Source organism: Paraburkholderia dipogonis, assembly GCF_042680985.1.
Lineage (GTDB): Bacteria > Pseudomonadota > Gammaproteobacteria > Burkholderiales > Burkholderiaceae > Paraburkholderia > Paraburkholderia phytofirmans.
Genome location: NZ_JBHUFR010000006.1, coordinates 289,777 through 307,358, shown reverse-complemented (window position 1 = coordinate 307,358; position 17,582 = coordinate 289,777). Strand labels below are relative to the sequence as shown.

Genomic DNA, 17,582 nt, shown 5'->3' with positions numbered 1-17,582 from the left:
AGCAATCCGCGCCGCCGGTCGTCGAGCATGTCAGAAACAAATCTGGATCTGAATCTGATTCCTTTCCTTGTCGCGATGGAAGACACCCGCAATGTCAGCCGCGCGGCCGAGCAGCTCGGCGTCAGCCAGCCACGCGTAAGTACCGCGCTGGGCAAGTTGCGGGAGTACTTCGACGATCCGCTGTTCGTGCGCACGTCCAAGGGCATGGAGCCGACTCCGCGCGCGCTCGCCATCCTGCCCGCCGCGCGCGACGCGCTTCTGCGCATCGAGAAAGGCATGCTCGACGTGCAGGAATTCGATCCGGCCACCAGCACCCATACATTCTCGATCGCGCTCTCCGACGTCGGCGAGATCGTGTTTCTGCCGCGGCTTCTGCAACTGTTCGCCGAACGCGCGCCGTTTGCGAATCTGCGCTCGGTGACGGTCTCGCCGTCGCAGGTGGAACGCGGGCTCGAATCGGGCGACGTCGATCTGGCGATCGGCTATTTCCCTGACCTGGCGGGCAATAACTTCTTCCAGCAACGGCTCTTCAGCCATCGTTTCATCTGCCTGATGCGCACGGGACATCCATTGTCGAAGGCGCCGCTCACGCTGGCTCAGTATGTGGCGTCGGGTCACGCCGTCGTGCGCTCTGAAGGACGCAGTCAGGAAATCCTCGAGAAATACCTGGAAAAGAAGCGCATCAAGCGCCGCGCCGTGCTCGAAACGCCTCACTTCATGAGCCTGCCGTTCATCCTCGCGCGCACCGATCTGCTGGCGACCGTGCCGCATGCGATCGGCTTCGCCTACGTGTCGGAGCATGCGTCGATCACGCTGGTCGAGCCGCCGCTGCCGTTGCCGCATTTCGATCTGCGCCAGCACTGGCATCGCAAGTTTCATAACGATCCGCGCGGCGGCTGGCTGCGTAGCGTGGTCGCCGAACTGTTCAACGATGCGATGGACGAATGGCCCAAATGAGCGGCGCCCCGACAGCACAAAGGGACATCAGCACGACTCATTGCAAAACATGGAACAATGACCGCACTCATTGAACCCGCGCGCTCCGTACAGCGTCGACGCGCGATCCCGTAGGAGCGACGGATGACCAGCAGCAAGGCGAAGAAAACCAAATCCATAACCGCAACGGAGCGCCCGAGCCGCGAGGAAGCTGAAGCAGCGGTTCGCGTGCTGCTGCGTTGGGCCGGCGACGATCCCGCGCGTGAAGGCCTGATTGATACACCGGCGCGCGTGGTGCGCTCATACGAGGAGTTTTACGCGGGCTATCAGGTCGACCCGCGCGAGATCCTCGCCCGCACCTTCTCCGAAGTAGACGGCTACGACGAAATGATCGTGCTGAAAGACATCCGCTTCGAAAGCTACTGCGAACATCACATGGTGCCGATCATCGGACGGGCGCACGTGGCGTATCTGCCGGAACATCGCGTGGTCGGCATCTCCAAGCTGGCGCGTCTGGTCGATGCGTTCGCCAAACGCCTGCAGATCCAGGAAAAGATGACGGTGCAGATCGCCGACACCTTGAACGAAGTGCTGCAACCGGCAGGCGTCGGTGTGATTCTCGAAGCCGCGCACCAATGCATGTCGACGCGCGGCGTGCACAAGGCCGGCGTGACGATGGTCACCTCACGCATGCTCGGCACGTTCCGCACGGATCCGTCGACACGTCGCGAGTTTCTGTCGATCGTCGGCAATCCGGGCGTGGTGGCGGTCGCTAACACCTAGACCCAGGTTGAACGCAAGCGCGGCATACCTGCCTCATGCCGCGCCGCGCCTCATGCGCAGTTGGCCGAAAGTGGCCAGCAACACCGCGCCCAGCACGCATGCGACACCGGCCAGTTGCGCCGCGCTCACCGGCTCGCCCAACACCATGGCGGCCAACGCCACCGCGCTCACCGGCACGAGCGCGGTCATCAATCCCGCTTCCGCGCCGCTGATTCGAGCGGCGCCCGCATACCAGAGCACGAAGCCCACCACGGTCGGCACCAGCGCGTAATACAGCACGCCGCCGAGCGCGCTCGCATCGACCGGCAAGGCCCACGGCTTTTCGAAGCAGGCCGGCACGAGCGCCACCGCGAAACCGATGCCGCACATCAACGCCGACAGCGGCAACGGCGCCACTGCCGTGCGCAGCTTGCGATTAAGCAGAATGAACAACGCCTCGCAGACGATTGCGAGGAACACCAGCGCGTTGCCCGCCAGCGAACTCGCCGCATGCGGTGCGCCGAATTCAGCGGGATGCACGGTGCACACGAGCACGCCCGCCGTCGCCAGCAGGATCGCGCCGATCAACGCGGGCGCGGGGCGCTCGCCGAGCGCCAGCACGGCGACGCCGGCCGACACGGCGGGCAAGGTGCCGGCAATCACGCCGGCATCGGCAGCCGAGGCGAGTTTCATCCCGCTGATCAGCAGCACGGTGTAGCCGACGCTCCCCGCGCCCGCCTGGGCGATCACGAGCAGCGTATCGCGCCGGTCCAGACGCGGCCAGCGCACGCCTCGCCAGCGCATCGCCAGCACGAACAGCGGAAAGGCAATCGCGAAGCGCAACGCGGTCGCGCTGAACGGCGGCAGTCCGGCCGCGATCGATTTGCTGACGACCACCGTGCTGCCGACGCCGATCATCGCCAGCGCGCAATACAGATATCCGGCATACCGCGAGTTCATGGTGCTGTCCTGTTGATTGGATCGAGCACGCAGAGTAAAGGCACGACGAGCGGCGGTCTTGAACGAAATTGCAACGCCTGCGCAAGTCGACAAGCGAGTCAATGAACCAGGTCAGCCCGCTTACGATGACGCCGTCAATGCTGGCCCGGCGCCGAATCCATCGAGTATCCTGAGCGAACGGAACGCCGCTCGCATGAAAGCCAGCCAGCAGGCCGCTCGGGTACACGCATTGCGACCGCCTGAAGAAAAGCCCTCGAAGCACGCCGGCTCAACCGAAAAAACAGGAGCTCCTCAATTGGTAGAATTTCCGTCTTCGGCGGTGTCGACCTGGGGTGGCGCGGTCGTATTCCTCAACGTCCTGTTGACGCGCCTCGGCGTACCGATTCCCGCAGTGCCCGTGCTGCTGTTCGCGGGCTCCGCGATTGCCGCCGGTACGCTGTCGTTCTGGCCGGTGCTCGGCGCCGCCGTGCTCGGCGCGCTGCTGGGCGACGGCGCATGGTTCGCGGCTGGCCGCCTGTATGGCCGCAAACTGATCGCCGCGCTAGGCCGGCTGTCCCCCGCTGTCGATGCCAAAGTGGACAAGGCGCGCGCGCTGTTCGAGCGCTTCGGCGTGCCGCTCGTATCGATCTCGAAGTTTGTCCCCGGACTCGCGCTCATCACGCCGCCGCTGATGGGCACGACCGCTGTCGACGCCCGCATCTACGCCGCCTGGGATGTTGCCGGCGCCCTCGCGTGGGCGGCCTTCTGGCTGCTCGGCGGCGCCGCGGCGGAACGGCAACTGCATATGCTGCTCGAATTCGTCAAAGCTCGTGGCGGCACTGTCATCGACATTTTGCTGGCCAGCGCGCTCCTCTATCTGGTCTTTCGTCTGCAGCAACGACGCCGCGAACGCCGCCGTTTCAGGGAAGCCGCGGCGGCACAGGCCGCTGGCGGCTGGCTCCGTCTCGCGCCGCCGCCCAAGGTGCTCGATGCCCGTCCGCAAGCGCCCTCGCACGAAGCGCCGTGCCGCATTCCCGGCGCGCTCGCGCTCGATCCGCACTCGCCGGAGCAGATCGAAGGAGCACTGCGGGCGCACGACACGGTGATCTACTGCATTTGCCCGGACAGCGCGACCGCGGTCGAAATCACGCAACGCATGCGTTACAACGGCTACACGCGGATTCGCGCGCTACGGGGCGGCCTCGATGCCTGGCAGCGGCGCGGCTTTCCCGTCGAACCCCTTGCTTTAACCGACGATCCGGGCACCGGCAACCGCGCAGCGGCATCGCACGGCGAAGCGCGCGGGGCGATCACGTTGCGGGGCTTCGCGCCGCGCAGCACGCAAGGCACCTGAGCCGCGCTACTCGCGGTTCAGGCTGCACCGCTTACGTCGACAGGTCGCAGCGTTCGACGTTGCGTGCGCCAACGACCCACACGTAGCACGCCTGCGCCAACGCGCGGCCAATGCTGTTATCCGGATGTTATTCGCGACGCCCGTCCGCCGCTTCGCCACACAGACGCACGCCGAATCACAGCTTGCGCAGCAGTCCGGCCGCCGAACGCATCCGGCGTTTGCGCTCCTTGCCGAGCCAGTGAAGCGCCGCTTCGGGATCGCCGGCGCCCGCCAGCAAGTCCGCATTGTCGCGCAGCAACATTTCGCTTGCGACCACATCGTTCAGCGTACCGAAACGTTTCTGGATCTGCTTCAAACGTTTGAGGGTGCGTTTGCGCCCGCCGCTCAGGATGGGTCCGAAAAACTCCAGCAGATAGCGCAGCTTCTTGCCCGCCTTCCTGACGTTGTGAAAGGCGACGTAGTTGGAGCGCTTCGCGCGGCGCGCGCGTTTCATCCGCTTCTTAAGCGAACGCTCGGAAGCGGCCACGCGTTGCTCAGCGAATTTCCGCAGCGGCATGCGTTCATGCGCGGTATTCAGTTCTTTGGACGCACTGGACAGAGCTTCGCGCAGCAGATGCTTAACGTCGGCGTTCGAGAGCGTTTCACGGCTCGTCGTCAACGCGGCGCCGCGAGCGTCCTGCAGTTTGGGCGCCATTTCGCCGGTGCCGCTGCGCGCGCCGTTATCGTCGCGTATTAGCAATTCGATCAGAATGTCCCAGTCGCGCGTTTTGCCGGCGGCTGTGGCTAGATATTTATATAGCGCACGTTGCCGGGTGTTCTCGCCTTTTTCGAGCAACGGCTCGAACGCCCACCACAACGAGCGCAAACGCCGTAGCGAGACGCGCAATTTGTGCAGCGCTTCCGGCGACGGGTCTTCGCGCACCGCGTTGGCGTATTCGATCGCGTGATCGACGAGAGGGGCCGCATACGACGAGAAAGCCTCTTGTGCGGAGTGCGCCTTGAGCGCCGGTTCACTGTCGGCGGATCGTTTTTCGCCGTTGGGATTGTCGCGCTTCATCGAAGCCCCTTGAGAACACCCTATGGACAGACTAGCAAAAAAAGCGCCCAAGCAAAATCGACGCGTGGTCATTGCGTCGCTTTAACGGCCCGCACGCATGATCTAACGCAAGCTTCGCCCGCCTCGCGGCGAGCGTGCTACTTTTTTCGGCGTTCAGCGACATCGCGTGCATGGAGCGACTATCTTTAACAGACGCGACAGCACTTAACCGCGCATCGGCGCCGCAATCCGATTCGGCGCAAAACACAAACAGCTTTCAGGAGCTTGTATGCGAATACTGATTGTCGGTGCAACAGGTCTGATCGGCGGCGAGGTGGTCAAGCTGCTCGGCGCCGAGCACGACGTCGTCACCGCGAGCCGCAAGGGTTCCGATCTCCACGTGGATCTGTCGAACAAAGCCAGCATCGAATCGATGTACCAGCAAGCAGGCACGCTCGACGCGGTCGTCTGCACCGCCGGCGCAGCGAAGTTTGCCCCGCTCGCCTCGCTCTCCGACGACGATTTCTCGTTCAGTCTTGCCAACAAATTGATGGGCCAGGTCAATCTTGTGCGCTGCGGCGCGGCACACGTGTCACAAGGCGCGTGCTTCACGCTGACGAGCGGCACGCTCGCACAGCAACCGATGGAGGGCAGCGCCGCAGTCAGCATCGTCAATGCCGGCGTGGAAGCGTTCGCGCGCTCGGCGGCGCTCGAACTGCGCGGCAAAGCCCGCGTCAACGTAGTCAGCCCGGGCTGGGTCGCCGAGACGCTCGAATTGATGGGCCGCGATCCGTCGCAAGGCGTGCCGGTTGCCGTGGTCGCGCAGGCCTACAAGCGCAGCCTCGGTGGCAGCGCGAGCGGAGAGGTGATCTCCGCCTCGTGACGGATCGCGTGCGCCAGTCCTTTTCGGACATCTGAGCATCCGTATCCGACAACCTGTAAACCGTACTCCGAAGCAACGCGCCGCCAGTGGCCGCGCGCCTTCTCGCGCGCCACGACGGCGCGCCGCCGCGTCACGCCACTGTCATCATTACGACACACACGCCCCGCAGGATCGGAAACTCGCGACAAACTTTTGGGGCTCACGTCATGCCGGAACTTTCGTATCCACAGCCAGGCACTGCTGCCGGAAAGGGGCGCAACATCAGCCTCATCATCTTCCTCGCAGTGATCCTGGTGGGCGCGGTGTACTGCGCTGTGCACTTATTGGACGATCTGCAACCCGTTCGCGAAAGCTCGGTTCTGCCTTACCTGCTACTCGGCATTGCATTGTTGATCGCGTTGGGCTTTGAGTTCGTCAACGGCTTTCACGATACGGCCAATGCAGTCGCGACCGTGATCTACACGCATTCGCTCGCACCGAACTTTGCGGTGGTGTGGTCCGGCAGCTGGAATTTTCTCGGCGTGTTGACGTCGAGCGGCGCGGTCGCTTTCGGCGTGCTGCAACTGCTGCCCGTCGAACTGATCTTGCAGGTGGGCAGCAGCGCCGGTTTCGCGATGGTCTTCGCCTTGCTGATCGCGGCGATCATCTGGAATCTCGGCACGTGGTGGTTCGGCCTGCCGTCGTCGAGTTCGCACACGCTGATCGGCTCGATCATTGGCGTCGGCCTGATGAACCAGTTGATGCACGGCACCGACGGCACGAGCGGCGTGGACTGGAATCAGGCGCTCGGCGTGGGCAAATCGTTGCTGTTTTCGCCGCTGGTCGGTTTTCTCGCGGCAGGTTTGCTGTTGCTGATCCTGAAAGCCGTGGTGCGCATTCCCGCGCTGTATGCCGAACCAAAGGGCAAGGAGCCGCCGCCGTTCTGGATCCGCTGCCTGCTGATCCTGACCTGCACTGGCGTCTCGTTCGCGCACGGCTCGAACGACGGCCAGAAAGGCATGGGCCTCATCATGCTGATCCTGATCGGCACGGTGCCGACGGCCTATGCGCTGAACAAGGCGGTCACGCCGGCGGAAACGCAAACCTTCCTCGCCGTCGCGCATGAAACTTCCGCGACGCTCGCCAAGTACACCCAGGGCGCCACGCCCTCGGCCAATCCGCGTGCCGATGTCGAAGCGTATGTGCGCACGCACCAGTTGACGCCCGCCACCGTGCCGGCCTTGCAGCAACTGACCGACATCATTGCCGGCCAGGTCGGCACATCGGGCTCGATGGCCGCGGTGCCGCAAGGCATCGTCGATAACGTGCGCAACAACATGTACGTGGCCTCCGAAGCGATTCGCCTGATGGCCAAGAACAAGCAGCCGGCGTTCTCGCCGGAAGACGCCAAAACGATCGGCAACTTCAAGACGCAAACCGATCACGCCACCAAATTCATTCCGACGTGGGTCAAGGTCGCGGTGGCGATCGCGCTCGGTCTCGGCACGATGGTGGGCTGGAAGCGCATCGTCGTGACGGTCGGCGAGAAGATCGGCAAGCAGCATCTGACATACGGACAGGGTGCATCGGCTGAATTGGTGGCGATGCTCACGATCGGCGCCGCCGACATGTACGGCCTGCCGGTCTCCACGACGCACGTGCTGTCCTCGGGCGTGGCGGGCACGATGGCGGCCAACGGTTCCGGCCTGCAATGGGGCACGGTGCGCAGCCTGATCCTTGCCTGGGTGCTGACGTTGCCCGTTTCGATCGCGCTGGCAGGCGGCTTGTACTGGGTGTTCCGGACGGTGTTTTAAACCTGTGCGGCGGCCGGTTCCTCAACTGGCCGCCGCTTTGAAAAAGCATGAAAAAAGCGCGGAACGAGCCGCGCTTTTTTCATTTCACCACCCCGCACTTTCTCGCCGATCAGTACACCTCAGGCACGATCATCGAGGCCGGCACAGGCTGACGGCTGTACTCGTCGTGATAGACGCGCGAGGGCAATTCGATCTGCGAATGCTCGATCTCGTGATACGGCACCTGGCTCAACAAATGATTGATGCAGTTCAGGCGCGCGCGCTTCTTGTCGACCGCCTGCACGACCCACCACGGCGCTTCGGGAATATGCGAGCGCTGCAGCATCACTTCCTTGGCCTGCGTATAGGCTTCCCAGCGGCGGCGGCTTTCAAGGTCCATGGGACTCAGTTTCCACTGCTTCAGCGGGTCGTGAATACGGTTCTGAAAGCGGATCTCCTGCTCTTCGTCGGTAATCGAAAACCAGTATTTGAGAATCTGCACGCCGCTGCGCGCCAGCATCTTTTCGAATTCCGGCACCGAACGGAAGAACTCTTCGTACTCTTCGTCGCTGCAAAAATTCATCACGCGCTCGACGCCCGCGCGGTTGTACCAGCTGCGATCGAACAGCACCATTTCGCCGCCGGCCGGCAGATGCGACACGTAGCGCTGGAAATACCATTGCGTGCGTTCGCGGTTGTTCGGCGCCGGCAGCGCCGCCACGCGGCACACGCGCGGATTGAGCCGTTGCGTGATGCGTTTGATCGCGCCGCCCTTGCCGGCCGCATCGCGCCCCTCGAAAATCACCACGAGGCGATGGCCGGTCTGGACGATCCAGTCCTGCAGTTTCACGAGTTCACCCTGCAACCGGAACAGCTCGCGGAAGTACATCTTGCGCGCCTCGCGATGCTCGGGCGTGAAGCCCTCCGCGCCGTCGATGATGCGGTCGTCGACCTCCATTTCGAGTTCCTCGTCGTAGGCGTCGATCAGGTCCTCTTCGAAACGGCGCTGCCGTTCTGCCATTAATTCAGCCTCGGGTCTCGGATCCTGCTCTTTCATTGCGGCTCTCCTGGCAACGGAAATGGTTGGGCGCGCGGCGGCAAACGCGACGCGGACGCGTTCGATTATCGAAGGGTCAGGTGTCAGCCGTGTTACCACTGCGGCTTAGCGCCTTGTCGACGCCCATGATAGCGAGTTTCGCCCGGCCGCCCGGCGCTAGCGCAACGGTTTCGCGAAGCTGAGTTCGTGGCCGTCCGGATCGGTGATGTGGAAATAGCGCTCGTCCCACGGCGCGTCGGACGGTTCCAGCGACGGTTTTAGCCCCGCTGCCAGCGCTTTGCGATAGAGCGCGTCGACGTCGGAGACATAGATGATCACGCGGCCCCACCAGGCGACCGGCGCGCGCGTATCGACGATCAGATTCAGATACGAGCCGCCGAACGCAAACGATGTAAAAGCCTCCTGCGGACCGCCGAATTTCATCGGAAAGCCGAGCGCTTCGTAAAACAGCACGGCGCGTGGCATGTCGCGGGTGGCAAGCGTGATGGCGCTGATCGATTCGATTTGCGGTTCCGTCGGCCCGCCCGGCGTGGCGGATGTGGCGGCTGGGTTCATGGCGGCGCTCTCCTTGGCATGGCGGACGTGTTGTGTGCGCAGCACGGTGCGTGCCGTAGCTGTGGCGTCTGCTCTGGCTTGCTGGCTTCAGAAAGTGTCTCACAGCGCCCGCCGCCGCGGCGCGCCTCGCGGCCACTTGAAAACCTTCGCGACGCCCCGCATCTCGCATTCCGTTTATCCGGAGCATCGCCATGGGAAGCCGCCCACGCTTCGTCGATGACCTGTCGCGCGCCGCATCCGACGCCCCCGGGCCCGAGACACTCAATCCTTTTTCCGACGACGCCCTGCTCGACGCCTATTCCCGCACCGTAATCGGCGCGCTGGAACGCGTTCAGCAAGCAGTCGCGTTCATTGCCGTCGAACGGCGCCTGCCCGGCGAGCCGTCCGGCCGCGGTTCGCGCGGCGGCACCGGCTCGGGCTTTCTGTTCACGCCCGACGGCTATCTGCTCACCAATAGTCACGTCGTGCACGGCGCTACCCACATTACCGTGACGCTCGCCGACGGCGCGAAATTCGACGCCGATCTGGTGGGCGACGATCCCGGCAGCGATCTGGCCGTTCTGCGGATCGGCTCGCCGGAGGCGCTGCCGCATGTCGAACTCGGCGAATCGTCGAAACTGCGTGTCGGGCAGATCGCGATTGCGGTCGGCAACCCGCTCGGCCTCGCGCAAACGGTCACGACCGGTGTGGTGTCGGCGCTCGGCCGCTCGCTGCGCTCGAATTCGGGCCGAATGATCTACGACGTGATCCAGACCGACGCCGCGCTCAATCCGGGCAATTCGGGTGGTCCGCTGATCAATTCGGCGGGCCAGGTGATCGGCGTGAACACCGCGATCATCCCCGGCGCGCAGGCCATTTGCTTTGCCACGGCAATCGACACCGCCAAGTGGGTCATCATGCAGATCTTCGCGCATGGCCGCGTGCGGCGCGCTTATATCGGCGTGGCGGGCACGACGAGGCCGCTATCGCGCCGTGTGCAGCGTTATTTCGGCTTGAGCTCGGAAAGCGGCGTACATGTCATGGAGATCGTCAAGGGCAGCCCGGCCGCGCTCGGCGGTGTGCGCACCGACGATACGATCATCGCGATCGATACGCAGGCCGTGCAGGACGTGGACAGTTTGCAGCGCACGCTCGACGCATCGCGAATCGACAGACCGGTCAATGTGACGGTGTTGCGCGGCGCGCAGCGGCTCGAATTGACGTTGACGCCGGTCGAGCAGGCTAGCTGAGACGACACCGGCATGCATGTTCCTGAAGCACAAAAAAGCCTCGCGTTCGAACGAACGCGAGGCTTTTTGTCAGGAGGCGGCGCATCTCATCACGAGATGCACTGCCCGATGGCCGGCCGTAAGACGCTTACTGGATCACGCGCGTCACACCACGGCCGCGCGGATCGGCCGCGGCTTCCGGCGTATTGCCGTCGATCTTGATCGCCTGGATATCGCCGCTGAAATCCTGTCCCTTCAGCGTGTAGCCCTTGGCTTCGATCTGCTTGGCGAGTTCACCGTCGATCGGCTTGTACGGCTCCCAGAAGATCGTGTTAGGCGGCAACAGTTGATGATGGAAACGCATCGCGGCAACAGCCTGCTGCAGCGGCATGTTGTAGTCGTAGACGTTGTTGATCACCTGGAAGATCGACGTGAAGATGCGTGAGCCACCCGGCGTGCCGATCACGAGCGATACTTTGCCGTCTTTCGTCAGGATCGTCGGGCTCATGGAGGAGAGCGGCCGCTTCTTCGGCTCGATCGCGTTCGCGTCGCTGCCCACCACGCCGAACATATTCGCGACGCCCGGCTTCGCGGAGAAGTCGTCCATCTCGTCGTTCAGCACGATGCCCGTGCGATCCGCCACCACGCCCGAACCGAAATAGCCGTTGATGGTGTACGTGTTCGAGACGGCGTTACCCCACTTGTCGATCACGGAGAAGTGCGTGGTTTCCGCTTTCTCCGGCATCGACGTGCCGAGGCCGGCCTGAATGCTCTTCGTGTCCGAAGGTGCGTTGGGATTTACTTCGCCGGCGCGCTTGGCGATATACGCGTCGTCGGTCAATTGCGCGACCGGTACCTTATAGAAGTCAGGATCGCCGAGGTATTGCGCGCGGTCGGCGAACACACGCTTTTCGATTTCCGCGATCAGATGCACGTATTGCGCGGAATTGAGCGCGACGTCTTTAAAGTCGGGAGCAATGTCGGCCTTCATTTTGAGCAACTGCACGAGACCGATACCGCCAGAACTGGGAGGCGGCGCCGTGTAGACGCGATAGCCGTTCCAGTCGGCCTGGATCGGCTCACGCCACACTGCTTTGTACTGTTGCAGATCGGCCTTGGTGATCAGGCCGTGACCGCGCATGGATGCCGCGATCAGATCGGCCGTCTTGCCCTGATAGAAGTCTTTGGCGCCCTGATCCGAAATGCGCTGCAACACGGCGGCCAGATCCGGTTGCTTGAAGTTGACGCCCTGCTTCAGATTGCCGAAGTAGGTATCGAAGTTGGTCTTGCCGGCGAAGTCTTTCGCGGCTTCGTCGCGGCGTTCCTGCAACTGTTGGCTGACCTCGAAACCATCGCGCGCGTAGTGGATGGCCGGTGCGAGCACCTGCTTCCACTTGAGCTTGCCGAAGCGGCGCTGCGCCTGCCACATGCCGTCCACGGTGCCCGGCACGCCCACTGCACGGTAACCGAACAGGCTCATGCCTTTGATGACCTCGCCCTTGTCGTCGAGATACATGTTCCTCGTTGCGGCCAGCGGAGCGCGCTCGCGGTAGTCGAGGAAGTACGGCTTGCCGTCGACATAGAGCGTCATGAAACCGCCGCCGCCGATGTTGCCTGCTTCCGGATAAGTCACGGCAAGCGTGAAGGCAATTGCCACGGCTGCGTCGACGGCGTTGCCGCCTTCCTTGAAGATCTGCTCGGCGGCGTCGGCACTGAACTTGTCCGCGACCGCGATCGCGGAGGCAGTGAGGACAGCCGGTTGAGCTTTCGCGGGCGGCTTTGCAATTGCCGGCGTGGCTTCGAGAAAGCCGGTGGAAACAGAAACGAGTGCGACCAGCGCGAATCCGCTGGCCGACGATTTAACGTTGCGGAACAACTTCATTGCCTATCCCCCAAGACGACTTTCATCCGACGATTACAGATGCCTTGGGTTTATAACATGCGAACCGATCACTTGCGAAGCCGCTATATATCGTAGGGCCCATGGTGCGGCACACAAAAGCATCTGTCAGAAAACCCAAGACAGAAGCGCTCAGCAAGCCGCATGCCGCGCCGCTCGATGCCACCGGGCGTTGCGCTTACGCGTTGCCGCGACTGCCGCGCGCAATCTCGTCGCCGGCACCGTGCGGCAGGCGAGCGGTGATCGGAATCGACATGAAGGAGAACAGACCGACCACGAGAAAAGCCGGCCAGAAATCGGAGAACACGATGGCCGAATGACCCTGCACGTTATGCGAAATCTGCAGCACGATACCCGCGATCGTCACACCGAGGCCCAACGAAATCTGCTGGATCACGCTTGCGACGCTCGTCGCGCGGCCCACGTCGCGGCTCGGAATATCGGCGTATGCCAGTGTGTTCAACGACGTGAACTGCAGCGACGGAAAGAAGCCGCCGAACAGCACGACACACCAGATCAGCCAATGCGGCGTGCCGGGAAAGAACAGACCGTAGACCGCGATGGCGAGGCCCGCGCAGACCGCGTTGAACATCAGCACGGTGCGAAAACCAAAGCGCTCCAGAATGCGCGACGCGGCCGCCTTCATGAAGATCGAGCCGAACGCGGACGCACAGGTAATCGACCCCGACTTGAAGGCCGTCATACCCAGGCCTTCCTGCAAGGCAAGCGGCAACAGAAACGGCACCGCCCCAAGGCCGATGCGAAACAGCGAGCCGCCCACCACGCTCGCGTGAAAACTCGGGATGCGCAGCAAGCGCAGATCGAGCACAGGCAATTCGACGCGGCTCGCGTACAGCACATACAGCGTCAGCAACACCACGCCGATCATGCACATGCCGACCGACACCGTGTTCGAGACCAACTCGCCGCCCACCAGCGAAAGCCCCAGCATGAACAGCGACGCCCCGCTCGCGGACAAAAAGAAACCGGTCCAGTCGAGCCGGCCCGGATGCGCTTCGCGCACGTTGGCGATGTGTTTGTTCGCGAGCCAGATGCCCAGCAGGCCAATTGGAATGTTGATGAAAAAGATCAGACGCCAATGCAGATAAGTGGTGATGAAACCGCCCAGCGGCGGCCCGACCACCGGTCCGAGCAGAGCCGGCACCGTCAGATAGTTGACCGCGCGAATGAAGTCCGACTTCGGCACCGAACGGAAAATGATGATGCGGCCCACCGGCACCATCATCGCGCCGCCAATGCCTTGCACGAAGCGCGCAACCACGAACGTGCCGAGCGATGTGGAAGCCGCGCACATCAGCGAGCCTGCCATGAACACGCCGATGGCCGCGCGAAACACCGTGCGCGAACCGAAGCGGTCGGCAACCCAGCCGCAGATTGGAATGAAGACGCCGAGGCCGATGACATACGCCGTCACGGCAAGCTTGAGGGTGATGGGATCCTGACCGAGATCGCGCGCCAGAACCGGCAGCGAAGTCACGATGACCGTGCCGTCCACGTTTTCCATGAACATCGCACACGCGACGATCAGCGGAACAATGAAAGTGCCTAAAGCGAGAGGCATTGGCATGGCGACGGGTTGCGAGGCCGTCGGCGTAAAGCGTCGATTATGGCATCGCATCGCCAACCGATGTTGTTGCGCGAGGTCTTTTCGTGCTCGATGGTTGAGCGTGCAACCAGGCAGCGCTCACTGCGATGAGCGAGCCGTAAACGCAAAAAGGTCGAGCCGGCATTCAGCCGGCTCGACCTTCTCAATACGTCAACGAACAGGCTGACGAATGACTTAGCGCGATGCGCTGACCAGTGGCTGCAACTGCGGCAGAATCTCGGTGCTTGCGCGAGCCACGTCGTTCGGGAAGTCGATCTCGATCCACGGTGCGCCGGTCACGTCGGCGGTATCGAACACCTGGCTACGTTCCAGCAGCAGATCACGCACCGCTTCTTCATGCGGCAGGTTGGCGCGGCCGCTGTCCACATAGCCGGCCACGATCTGCGCAAAGCGTTGCGCGGTCTCCTGGCGGAAGCGGAAGAACCCGACCGATTCGCCGATGGTGTCGTACTCGAGATTCACGGCGAGCTGCTTACGCAACTCGACCGGCACGCCGTCTTTCAGACACAGCTTGACGGGTTCGTCGCCGGCTTCGAAATCACGGTCAATCAACAGGCGGTTGACCGTCTCGCCCTCCACCAAAGCAGCCAGGATGCGCTCGTCGTAGAGCACATCGGCGTCCATCAACAGCACGTCGCCGCCGCGCGTTAGCGCCTCGGCCACCGTGTGCACCGTCAGCACGCTGCCCAGGTCGTAACGCGTGTTCAACACCGTTTCCACCTGATGCGGCCAGTTGATGCGCTCCAGTTCCGCCTGCACCGATTCCGGCTGAAAGCCGAGTGCCAGCACGACTTCAGTCACGCCGGCGGTTTCGAGCATTTGCAGATGCCGTTCGAGCAGGCTCATGCCGTCGAATTGCAACAGACACTTCGGGAACTGAGCTTCCGGCGGTTGCTGGAGACGCAGGCCGAGGCCCGCAGCGAGAATGATGGCACGCATGCGCGGTCCTTTAAAAAAATGCGGAGTTTAATCGACAACCGGCACGCGCCCGAGAGCGCGGCGCCGTTGCCAGCTTCGTTCGCTGAAGTGCAAAACCAGCAGACCGGGCAAGCCTAGCAGGATTTCGCGGGCGCGCTTGGCGAGCGACAACGCCAGGGCCGCGTCCGGCGGCAAACCGACCAGCGGCGCGAGCAGCAGATAGCCGCCTTCCTGCACGCCGAGTGAACCGGGAATCATGAATGCCGCGCCGCGAATGGCCTGGCCCAGGCTTTCGAGCAACAACGCGTCGACCCAGTCGACGGGATGTCCGAGAAAGCGCAGCGCGAGCCACACTTCCACCGTGCCGACGATCCAGCCTAGCAGGCTCATCGCGAAGCTTGCCGCCACGCGGCCGCGTTCGCGGTACATCGCCTGCACGGCGGCGTCGACGGCTTCGGCGCGCGTCATCAGCGAAGACCAGTCGCGCTTACCGAAAACCTTGGAGACCACGCCGAGCAGGCGGCCGAACAGACCGCGCCGTTGCGCGTAGTAGAACCCGACAATCATCGCGCCCAGCACGCCGGTCGCGATCAGAGTGGCGGTTTGCAGATCGTGCAGCGCGCCGTGCGCGGCGTAAGCGCCGAACAGCAGCAGGCCGCCCAGCGCGAAGACGATTTGCGCGAGCGCCTGCGCGGTGGTGCTCACCGTGATCGCAGCGGCCGCATCGCGCATGCGCATGCCTCGCTGGGACAGTTGCCGCACCATGACCACCGGGCCGCCGATCTGGCCGGCCGGCAACAGGCTATTCACCGATTCGCCGATCCAGCGCGCGAACAGCGCGTCGCGCCACGTCAGATCGTGATGGATGCCGTCACGCCGAGGATGGAACAACACCGAGATCGCGCCGGCATCGAGCAGCACAGGCACGAGGTGAAACGCCGCGACGAGCGCGAGTCCCCAGCCTGCCGTGAGCAGCGTCGAGGCGACCGAGCCGAAACCCTGCCAGGCGAGCAGGCCGACAAACAGCGCCGTCCCGATCGACAGCAGAATCAGGGCCGCGCGGCTCATGCGTGATCCTTCCCGCGGCGGGTCATCTGGCGAAAAACCTGGCGGAAGCCGAAGTACGCAATCGCGTCCTTCATGTTCGAGATGAAGCGACGCCACGGCCGCATGTTCGGGTCAGTGACGTATTCGAAAGTGAGCGACACGCGCATTTCGTTCGCGCCGGCGGGCGTGATGCGATGGCGCAGCTTGTCGCCGTCGAAAAACACCAGACCGCCCGGCGGAATCTGCACCGAGCCCGGCTGATCCGCAACATCCGGATTACGCGTATGGAGCTCGTAGTCGAGGCGGCACGACGATTCGTCGATCACGCCGAGCAGCAACGTATAACGGCGGCCGTCATAGTACGAAGTATCGTAGTGCCAGCCGATGTGGTCGCCCGGCCGCGTGTAGTAGTAGAGCGCGTACGCATGCGGATCGTCGGCGGGCGAAAGCTGCAGTTTGTCGCCGCTCAGTTGCTCCAGCCAGCCGATCAATTCCTTCGAGCGGTACAGCTCGGCGATGAACGGCGCCAGGCGATCGATCGTATGACGGCTCACACTGCCGCCCTGCTTGTGGCCCGGCAAATAGTTGCGGTTCACCTCGTCGAGCAGCGAACGCGCGCTGTGAACGAGCTGCGCCGTGACTTCGGGCGCGAGAAAGTCTTCCAGATAAAGAAACGCGCCCTGCTCAGCAAAGTCCTTGCGCAGACGCGGGTTGTCGAATCCGCGCGTGCGACTTGCAACCGCGCGGTCGGCATTCGGTGCGGGCGATGCAGCCGGCGAGTGCTCTACTGCATCGCGCGCGATCAAGTTGTTTTCGGCCTGCGTACTCATTCGCTGGCCCACATTTGACGGGTTTCGGAGGTGCCGGCGGCAACCGGCGCCGGGCTGGCGGCACGGCGCGCAACGCGCCAGTAGTCGACCACCACCCAGACAGCGAAGAGCGGCGCGCCGATCGACGCAACCACCACGAAGGGCAAGACGACGCTCGTCACCGTGACGATCGGTAGCAGATACAAGACGTCTTCCGTTTCGAAACCGCCGACTGATGCCTGCTTCGTGCCCGCCTTGCCGGCCATCTCCTCGATGCGCATGCGCAGGAAGAAAATCAGCGCGATCGCCACGCCGGCCACGGCGCCAAGCACACCCGGCGCGATCTTCAAGCCGGCGATGTGCGTGGCGCCCGCTCCCACGCCCATGCCGACGAACAACATGACGGTCACGAGGGCGTCGCAAGCGAGGTCGTAAAAATGACCGATCCGGCTCGACTTTCCGCCGATGCGCGCGAGTTCACCGTCCGTATGGTCGACGAAGTTCGACAGCACGATCAGGAGGGCGCCGGCATTGGCCCAGGCGAATTCGCCGTGAGCGAGGCAGAGCGCGCCTGCCAGCCCGATCAGAAGGCGCAGTGTGGTCAGATGGTTCGGGGTGACCCACGTGTTCACGAGCGGAGTCACAAGCCGGCGGGCGAGCCGCGCGTCCCATGTTCTGGGCGGCGGAACGTTAATTGGAGTCTGGGGTCGCGAATTCATAACCCGGAAATATATACGGGATCGCGAAAGATTGCTTTCTTCCCGCGCGTTTCTTTGGGC

General features: G+C 63.3%; 16 protein-coding genes. 6 read left to right on the top strand and 10 right to left on the bottom strand.

Translation table 11 applies throughout. The features are described from left to right. The first annotated feature begins 27 nt into the window (after positions 1 to 27). Positions 28 to 957 (top strand): LysR family transcriptional regulator, encoded by a 930-nt coding sequence (locus ACFSNN_RS06050; RefSeq protein ID WP_134460026.1) that lies wholly within the window; start codon positions 28 to 30, stop codon positions 955 to 957. 123 nt (positions 958 to 1,080) lie between these two features. Next, positions 1,081 to 1,719, top strand: coding sequence for a GTP cyclohydrolase I FolE (gene folE / locus ACFSNN_RS06045; protein ID WP_134460029.1), 639 nt, complete (start codon positions 1,081 to 1,083; stop codon positions 1,717 to 1,719). Between the two features lie 33 nt (positions 1,720 to 1,752). On the opposite strand, the gene ACFSNN_RS06040 is transcribed toward folE, so the two are convergent. Next, a complete protein-coding gene (locus ACFSNN_RS06040; RefSeq protein ID WP_134460032.1) occupies positions 1,753 to 2,658 on the bottom strand; it encodes a DMT family transporter in 906 nt (301 codons plus the stop codon). A gap of 295 nt (positions 2,659 to 2,953) precedes the next feature. Between ACFSNN_RS06040 and ACFSNN_RS06035 the strand changes: the two genes are divergently transcribed. Continuing rightward, positions 2,954 to 3,991 carry a VTT domain-containing protein gene (locus ACFSNN_RS06035; RefSeq protein ID WP_134460035.1) on the top strand — a complete coding sequence of 346 codons (1,038 nt, stop codon included), beginning with the start codon at positions 2,954 to 2,956 and terminating at the stop codon, positions 3,989 to 3,991. A gap of 175 nt (positions 3,992 to 4,166) precedes the next feature. Here the strand turns inward: ACFSNN_RS06035 and ACFSNN_RS06030 are convergent, their stop codons facing one another. Then, positions 4,167 to 5,048, bottom strand: coding sequence for a CHAD domain-containing protein (locus ACFSNN_RS06030; RefSeq protein ID WP_134460038.1), 882 nt, complete (start codon positions 5,046 to 5,048; stop codon positions 4,167 to 4,169). A gap of 268 nt (positions 5,049 to 5,316) precedes the next feature. Between ACFSNN_RS06030 and ACFSNN_RS06025 the strand changes: the two genes are divergently transcribed. Then, positions 5,317 to 5,910: a short chain dehydrogenase gene (locus ACFSNN_RS06025; RefSeq protein WP_134460041.1), complete on the top strand. Its 594-nt coding sequence runs from the start codon at positions 5,317 to 5,319 to the stop codon at positions 5,908 to 5,910. Positions 5,911 to 6,116: 206 nt separating this feature from the next. Continuing rightward, positions 6,117 to 7,703, top strand: a complete 1,587-nt coding sequence (locus ACFSNN_RS06020) for an inorganic phosphate transporter (RefSeq protein ID WP_134460044.1) — start codon at positions 6,117 to 6,119, stop codon at positions 7,701 to 7,703. Positions 7,704 to 7,812: 109 nt separating this feature from the next. On the opposite strand, the gene ppk2 is transcribed toward ACFSNN_RS06020, so the two are convergent. Both ppk2 and ACFSNN_RS06010 read right to left on the bottom strand, forming a co-directional pair. Continuing rightward, positions 7,813 to 8,739 carry a polyphosphate kinase 2 gene (gene ppk2, locus ACFSNN_RS06015; protein ID WP_134460047.1) on the bottom strand — a complete coding sequence of 309 codons (927 nt, stop codon included), beginning with the start codon at positions 8,737 to 8,739 and terminating at the stop codon, positions 7,813 to 7,815. A gap of 156 nt (positions 8,740 to 8,895) precedes the next feature. Beyond that, positions 8,896 to 9,294, bottom strand: coding sequence for a VOC family protein (locus tag ACFSNN_RS06010; RefSeq protein WP_134460050.1), 399 nt, complete (start codon positions 9,292 to 9,294; stop codon positions 8,896 to 8,898). 191 nt (positions 9,295 to 9,485) lie between these two features. On the opposite strand from ACFSNN_RS06010, the gene ACFSNN_RS06005 reads away from it, so the two are divergent. Next, positions 9,486 to 10,523, top strand: a complete 1,038-nt coding sequence (locus ACFSNN_RS06005) for a S1C family serine protease (RefSeq protein WP_134460053.1) — start codon at positions 9,486 to 9,488, stop codon at positions 10,521 to 10,523. Between the two features lie 127 nt (positions 10,524 to 10,650). On the opposite strand, the gene ggt is transcribed toward ACFSNN_RS06005, so the two are convergent. From ggt to ACFSNN_RS05975, 6 genes are all read right to left on the bottom strand, one after another. After that, the gene (ggt, locus tag ACFSNN_RS06000; RefSeq protein ID WP_134460056.1) at positions 10,651 to 12,384 is read right to left on the bottom strand and encodes a gamma-glutamyltransferase; all 1,734 of its coding nucleotides are present in this window, start codon (positions 12,382 to 12,384) and stop codon (positions 10,651 to 10,653) included. 196 nt (positions 12,385 to 12,580) lie between these two features. Next, complete coding sequence (locus ACFSNN_RS05995; RefSeq protein ID WP_134460059.1) at positions 12,581 to 13,984, bottom strand: MFS transporter; 1,404 nt, start codon at positions 13,982 to 13,984, stop codon at positions 12,581 to 12,583. A gap of 219 nt (positions 13,985 to 14,203) precedes the next feature. After that, on the bottom strand, positions 14,204 to 14,968 hold the full coding sequence (locus ACFSNN_RS05990; protein ID WP_134460062.1) for a phosphocholine cytidylyltransferase family protein: 765 nt from the start codon (positions 14,966 to 14,968) through the stop codon (positions 14,204 to 14,206). A 27-nt stretch (positions 14,969 to 14,995) separates the two neighbouring features. Beyond that, positions 14,996 to 16,015, bottom strand: coding sequence for a lysylphosphatidylglycerol synthase domain-containing protein (locus tag ACFSNN_RS05985; protein ID WP_134460065.1), 1,020 nt, complete (start codon positions 16,013 to 16,015; stop codon positions 14,996 to 14,998). Then, positions 16,012 to 16,824, bottom strand: coding sequence for a HalD/BesD family halogenase (locus tag ACFSNN_RS05980; protein WP_134460068.1), 813 nt, complete (start codon positions 16,822 to 16,824; stop codon positions 16,012 to 16,014). Before ACFSNN_RS05980 ends, ACFSNN_RS05985 begins: the two co-directional genes overlap by 4 nt. Next, positions 16,821 to 17,522 (bottom strand): CDP-alcohol phosphatidyltransferase family protein, encoded by a 702-nt coding sequence (locus ACFSNN_RS05975; protein WP_134460071.1) that lies wholly within the window; start codon positions 17,520 to 17,522, stop codon positions 16,821 to 16,823. Before ACFSNN_RS05975 ends, ACFSNN_RS05980 begins: the two co-directional genes overlap by 4 nt. Positions 17,523 to 17,582: the final 60 nt, after the last annotated feature.

Bases quoted from the DNA above. Each gene is read 5' to 3' on its own strand.
- ACFSNN_RS06050 (WP_134460026.1), top strand. From the start codon at position 28: ATGTCAGAAACAAATCTGGATCTGAATCTGATTCCTTTCCTTGTCGCG.
- folE (WP_134460029.1), top strand. From the start codon at position 1,081: ATGACCAGCAGCAAGGCGAAGAAAACCAAATCCATAACCGCAACGGAG.
- ACFSNN_RS06040 (WP_134460032.1), bottom strand. From the start codon at position 2,658: ATGAACTCGCGGTATGCCGGATATCTGTATTGCGCGCTGGCGATGATC.
- ACFSNN_RS06030 (WP_134460038.1), bottom strand. From the start codon at position 5,048: ATGAAGCGCGACAATCCCAACGGCGAAAAACGATCCGCCGACAGTGAA.
- ACFSNN_RS06025 (WP_134460041.1), top strand. From the start codon at position 5,317: ATGCGAATACTGATTGTCGGTGCAACAGGTCTGATCGGCGGCGAGGTG.
- ACFSNN_RS06020 (WP_134460044.1), top strand. From the start codon at position 6,117: ATGCCGGAACTTTCGTATCCACAGCCAGGCACTGCTGCCGGAAAGGGG.
- ppk2 (WP_134460047.1), bottom strand. From the start codon at position 8,739: ATGAAAGAGCAGGATCCGAGACCCGAGGCTGAATTAATGGCAGAACGG.
- ACFSNN_RS06010 (WP_134460050.1), bottom strand. From the start codon at position 9,294: ATGAACCCAGCCGCCACATCCGCCACGCCGGGCGGGCCGACGGAACCG.
- ACFSNN_RS06005 (WP_134460053.1), top strand. From the start codon at position 9,486: ATGGGAAGCCGCCCACGCTTCGTCGATGACCTGTCGCGCGCCGCATCC.
- ggt (WP_134460056.1), bottom strand. From the start codon at position 12,384: ATGAAGTTGTTCCGCAACGTTAAATCGTCGGCCAGCGGATTCGCGCTG.
- ACFSNN_RS05995 (WP_134460059.1), bottom strand. From the start codon at position 13,984: ATGCCTCTCGCTTTAGGCACTTTCATTGTTCCGCTGATCGTCGCGTGT.
- ACFSNN_RS05990 (WP_134460062.1), bottom strand. From the start codon at position 14,968: ATGCGTGCCATCATTCTCGCTGCGGGCCTCGGCCTGCGTCTCCAGCAA.
- ACFSNN_RS05985 (WP_134460065.1), bottom strand. From the start codon at position 16,015: ATGAGCCGCGCGGCCCTGATTCTGCTGTCGATCGGGACGGCGCTGTTT.
- ACFSNN_RS05980 (WP_134460068.1), bottom strand. From the start codon at position 16,824: ATGAGTACGCAGGCCGAAAACAACTTGATCGCGCGCGATGCAGTAGAG.
- ACFSNN_RS05975 (WP_134460071.1), bottom strand. From the start codon at position 17,522: ATGAATTCGCGACCCCAGACTCCAATTAACGTTCCGCCGCCCAGAACA.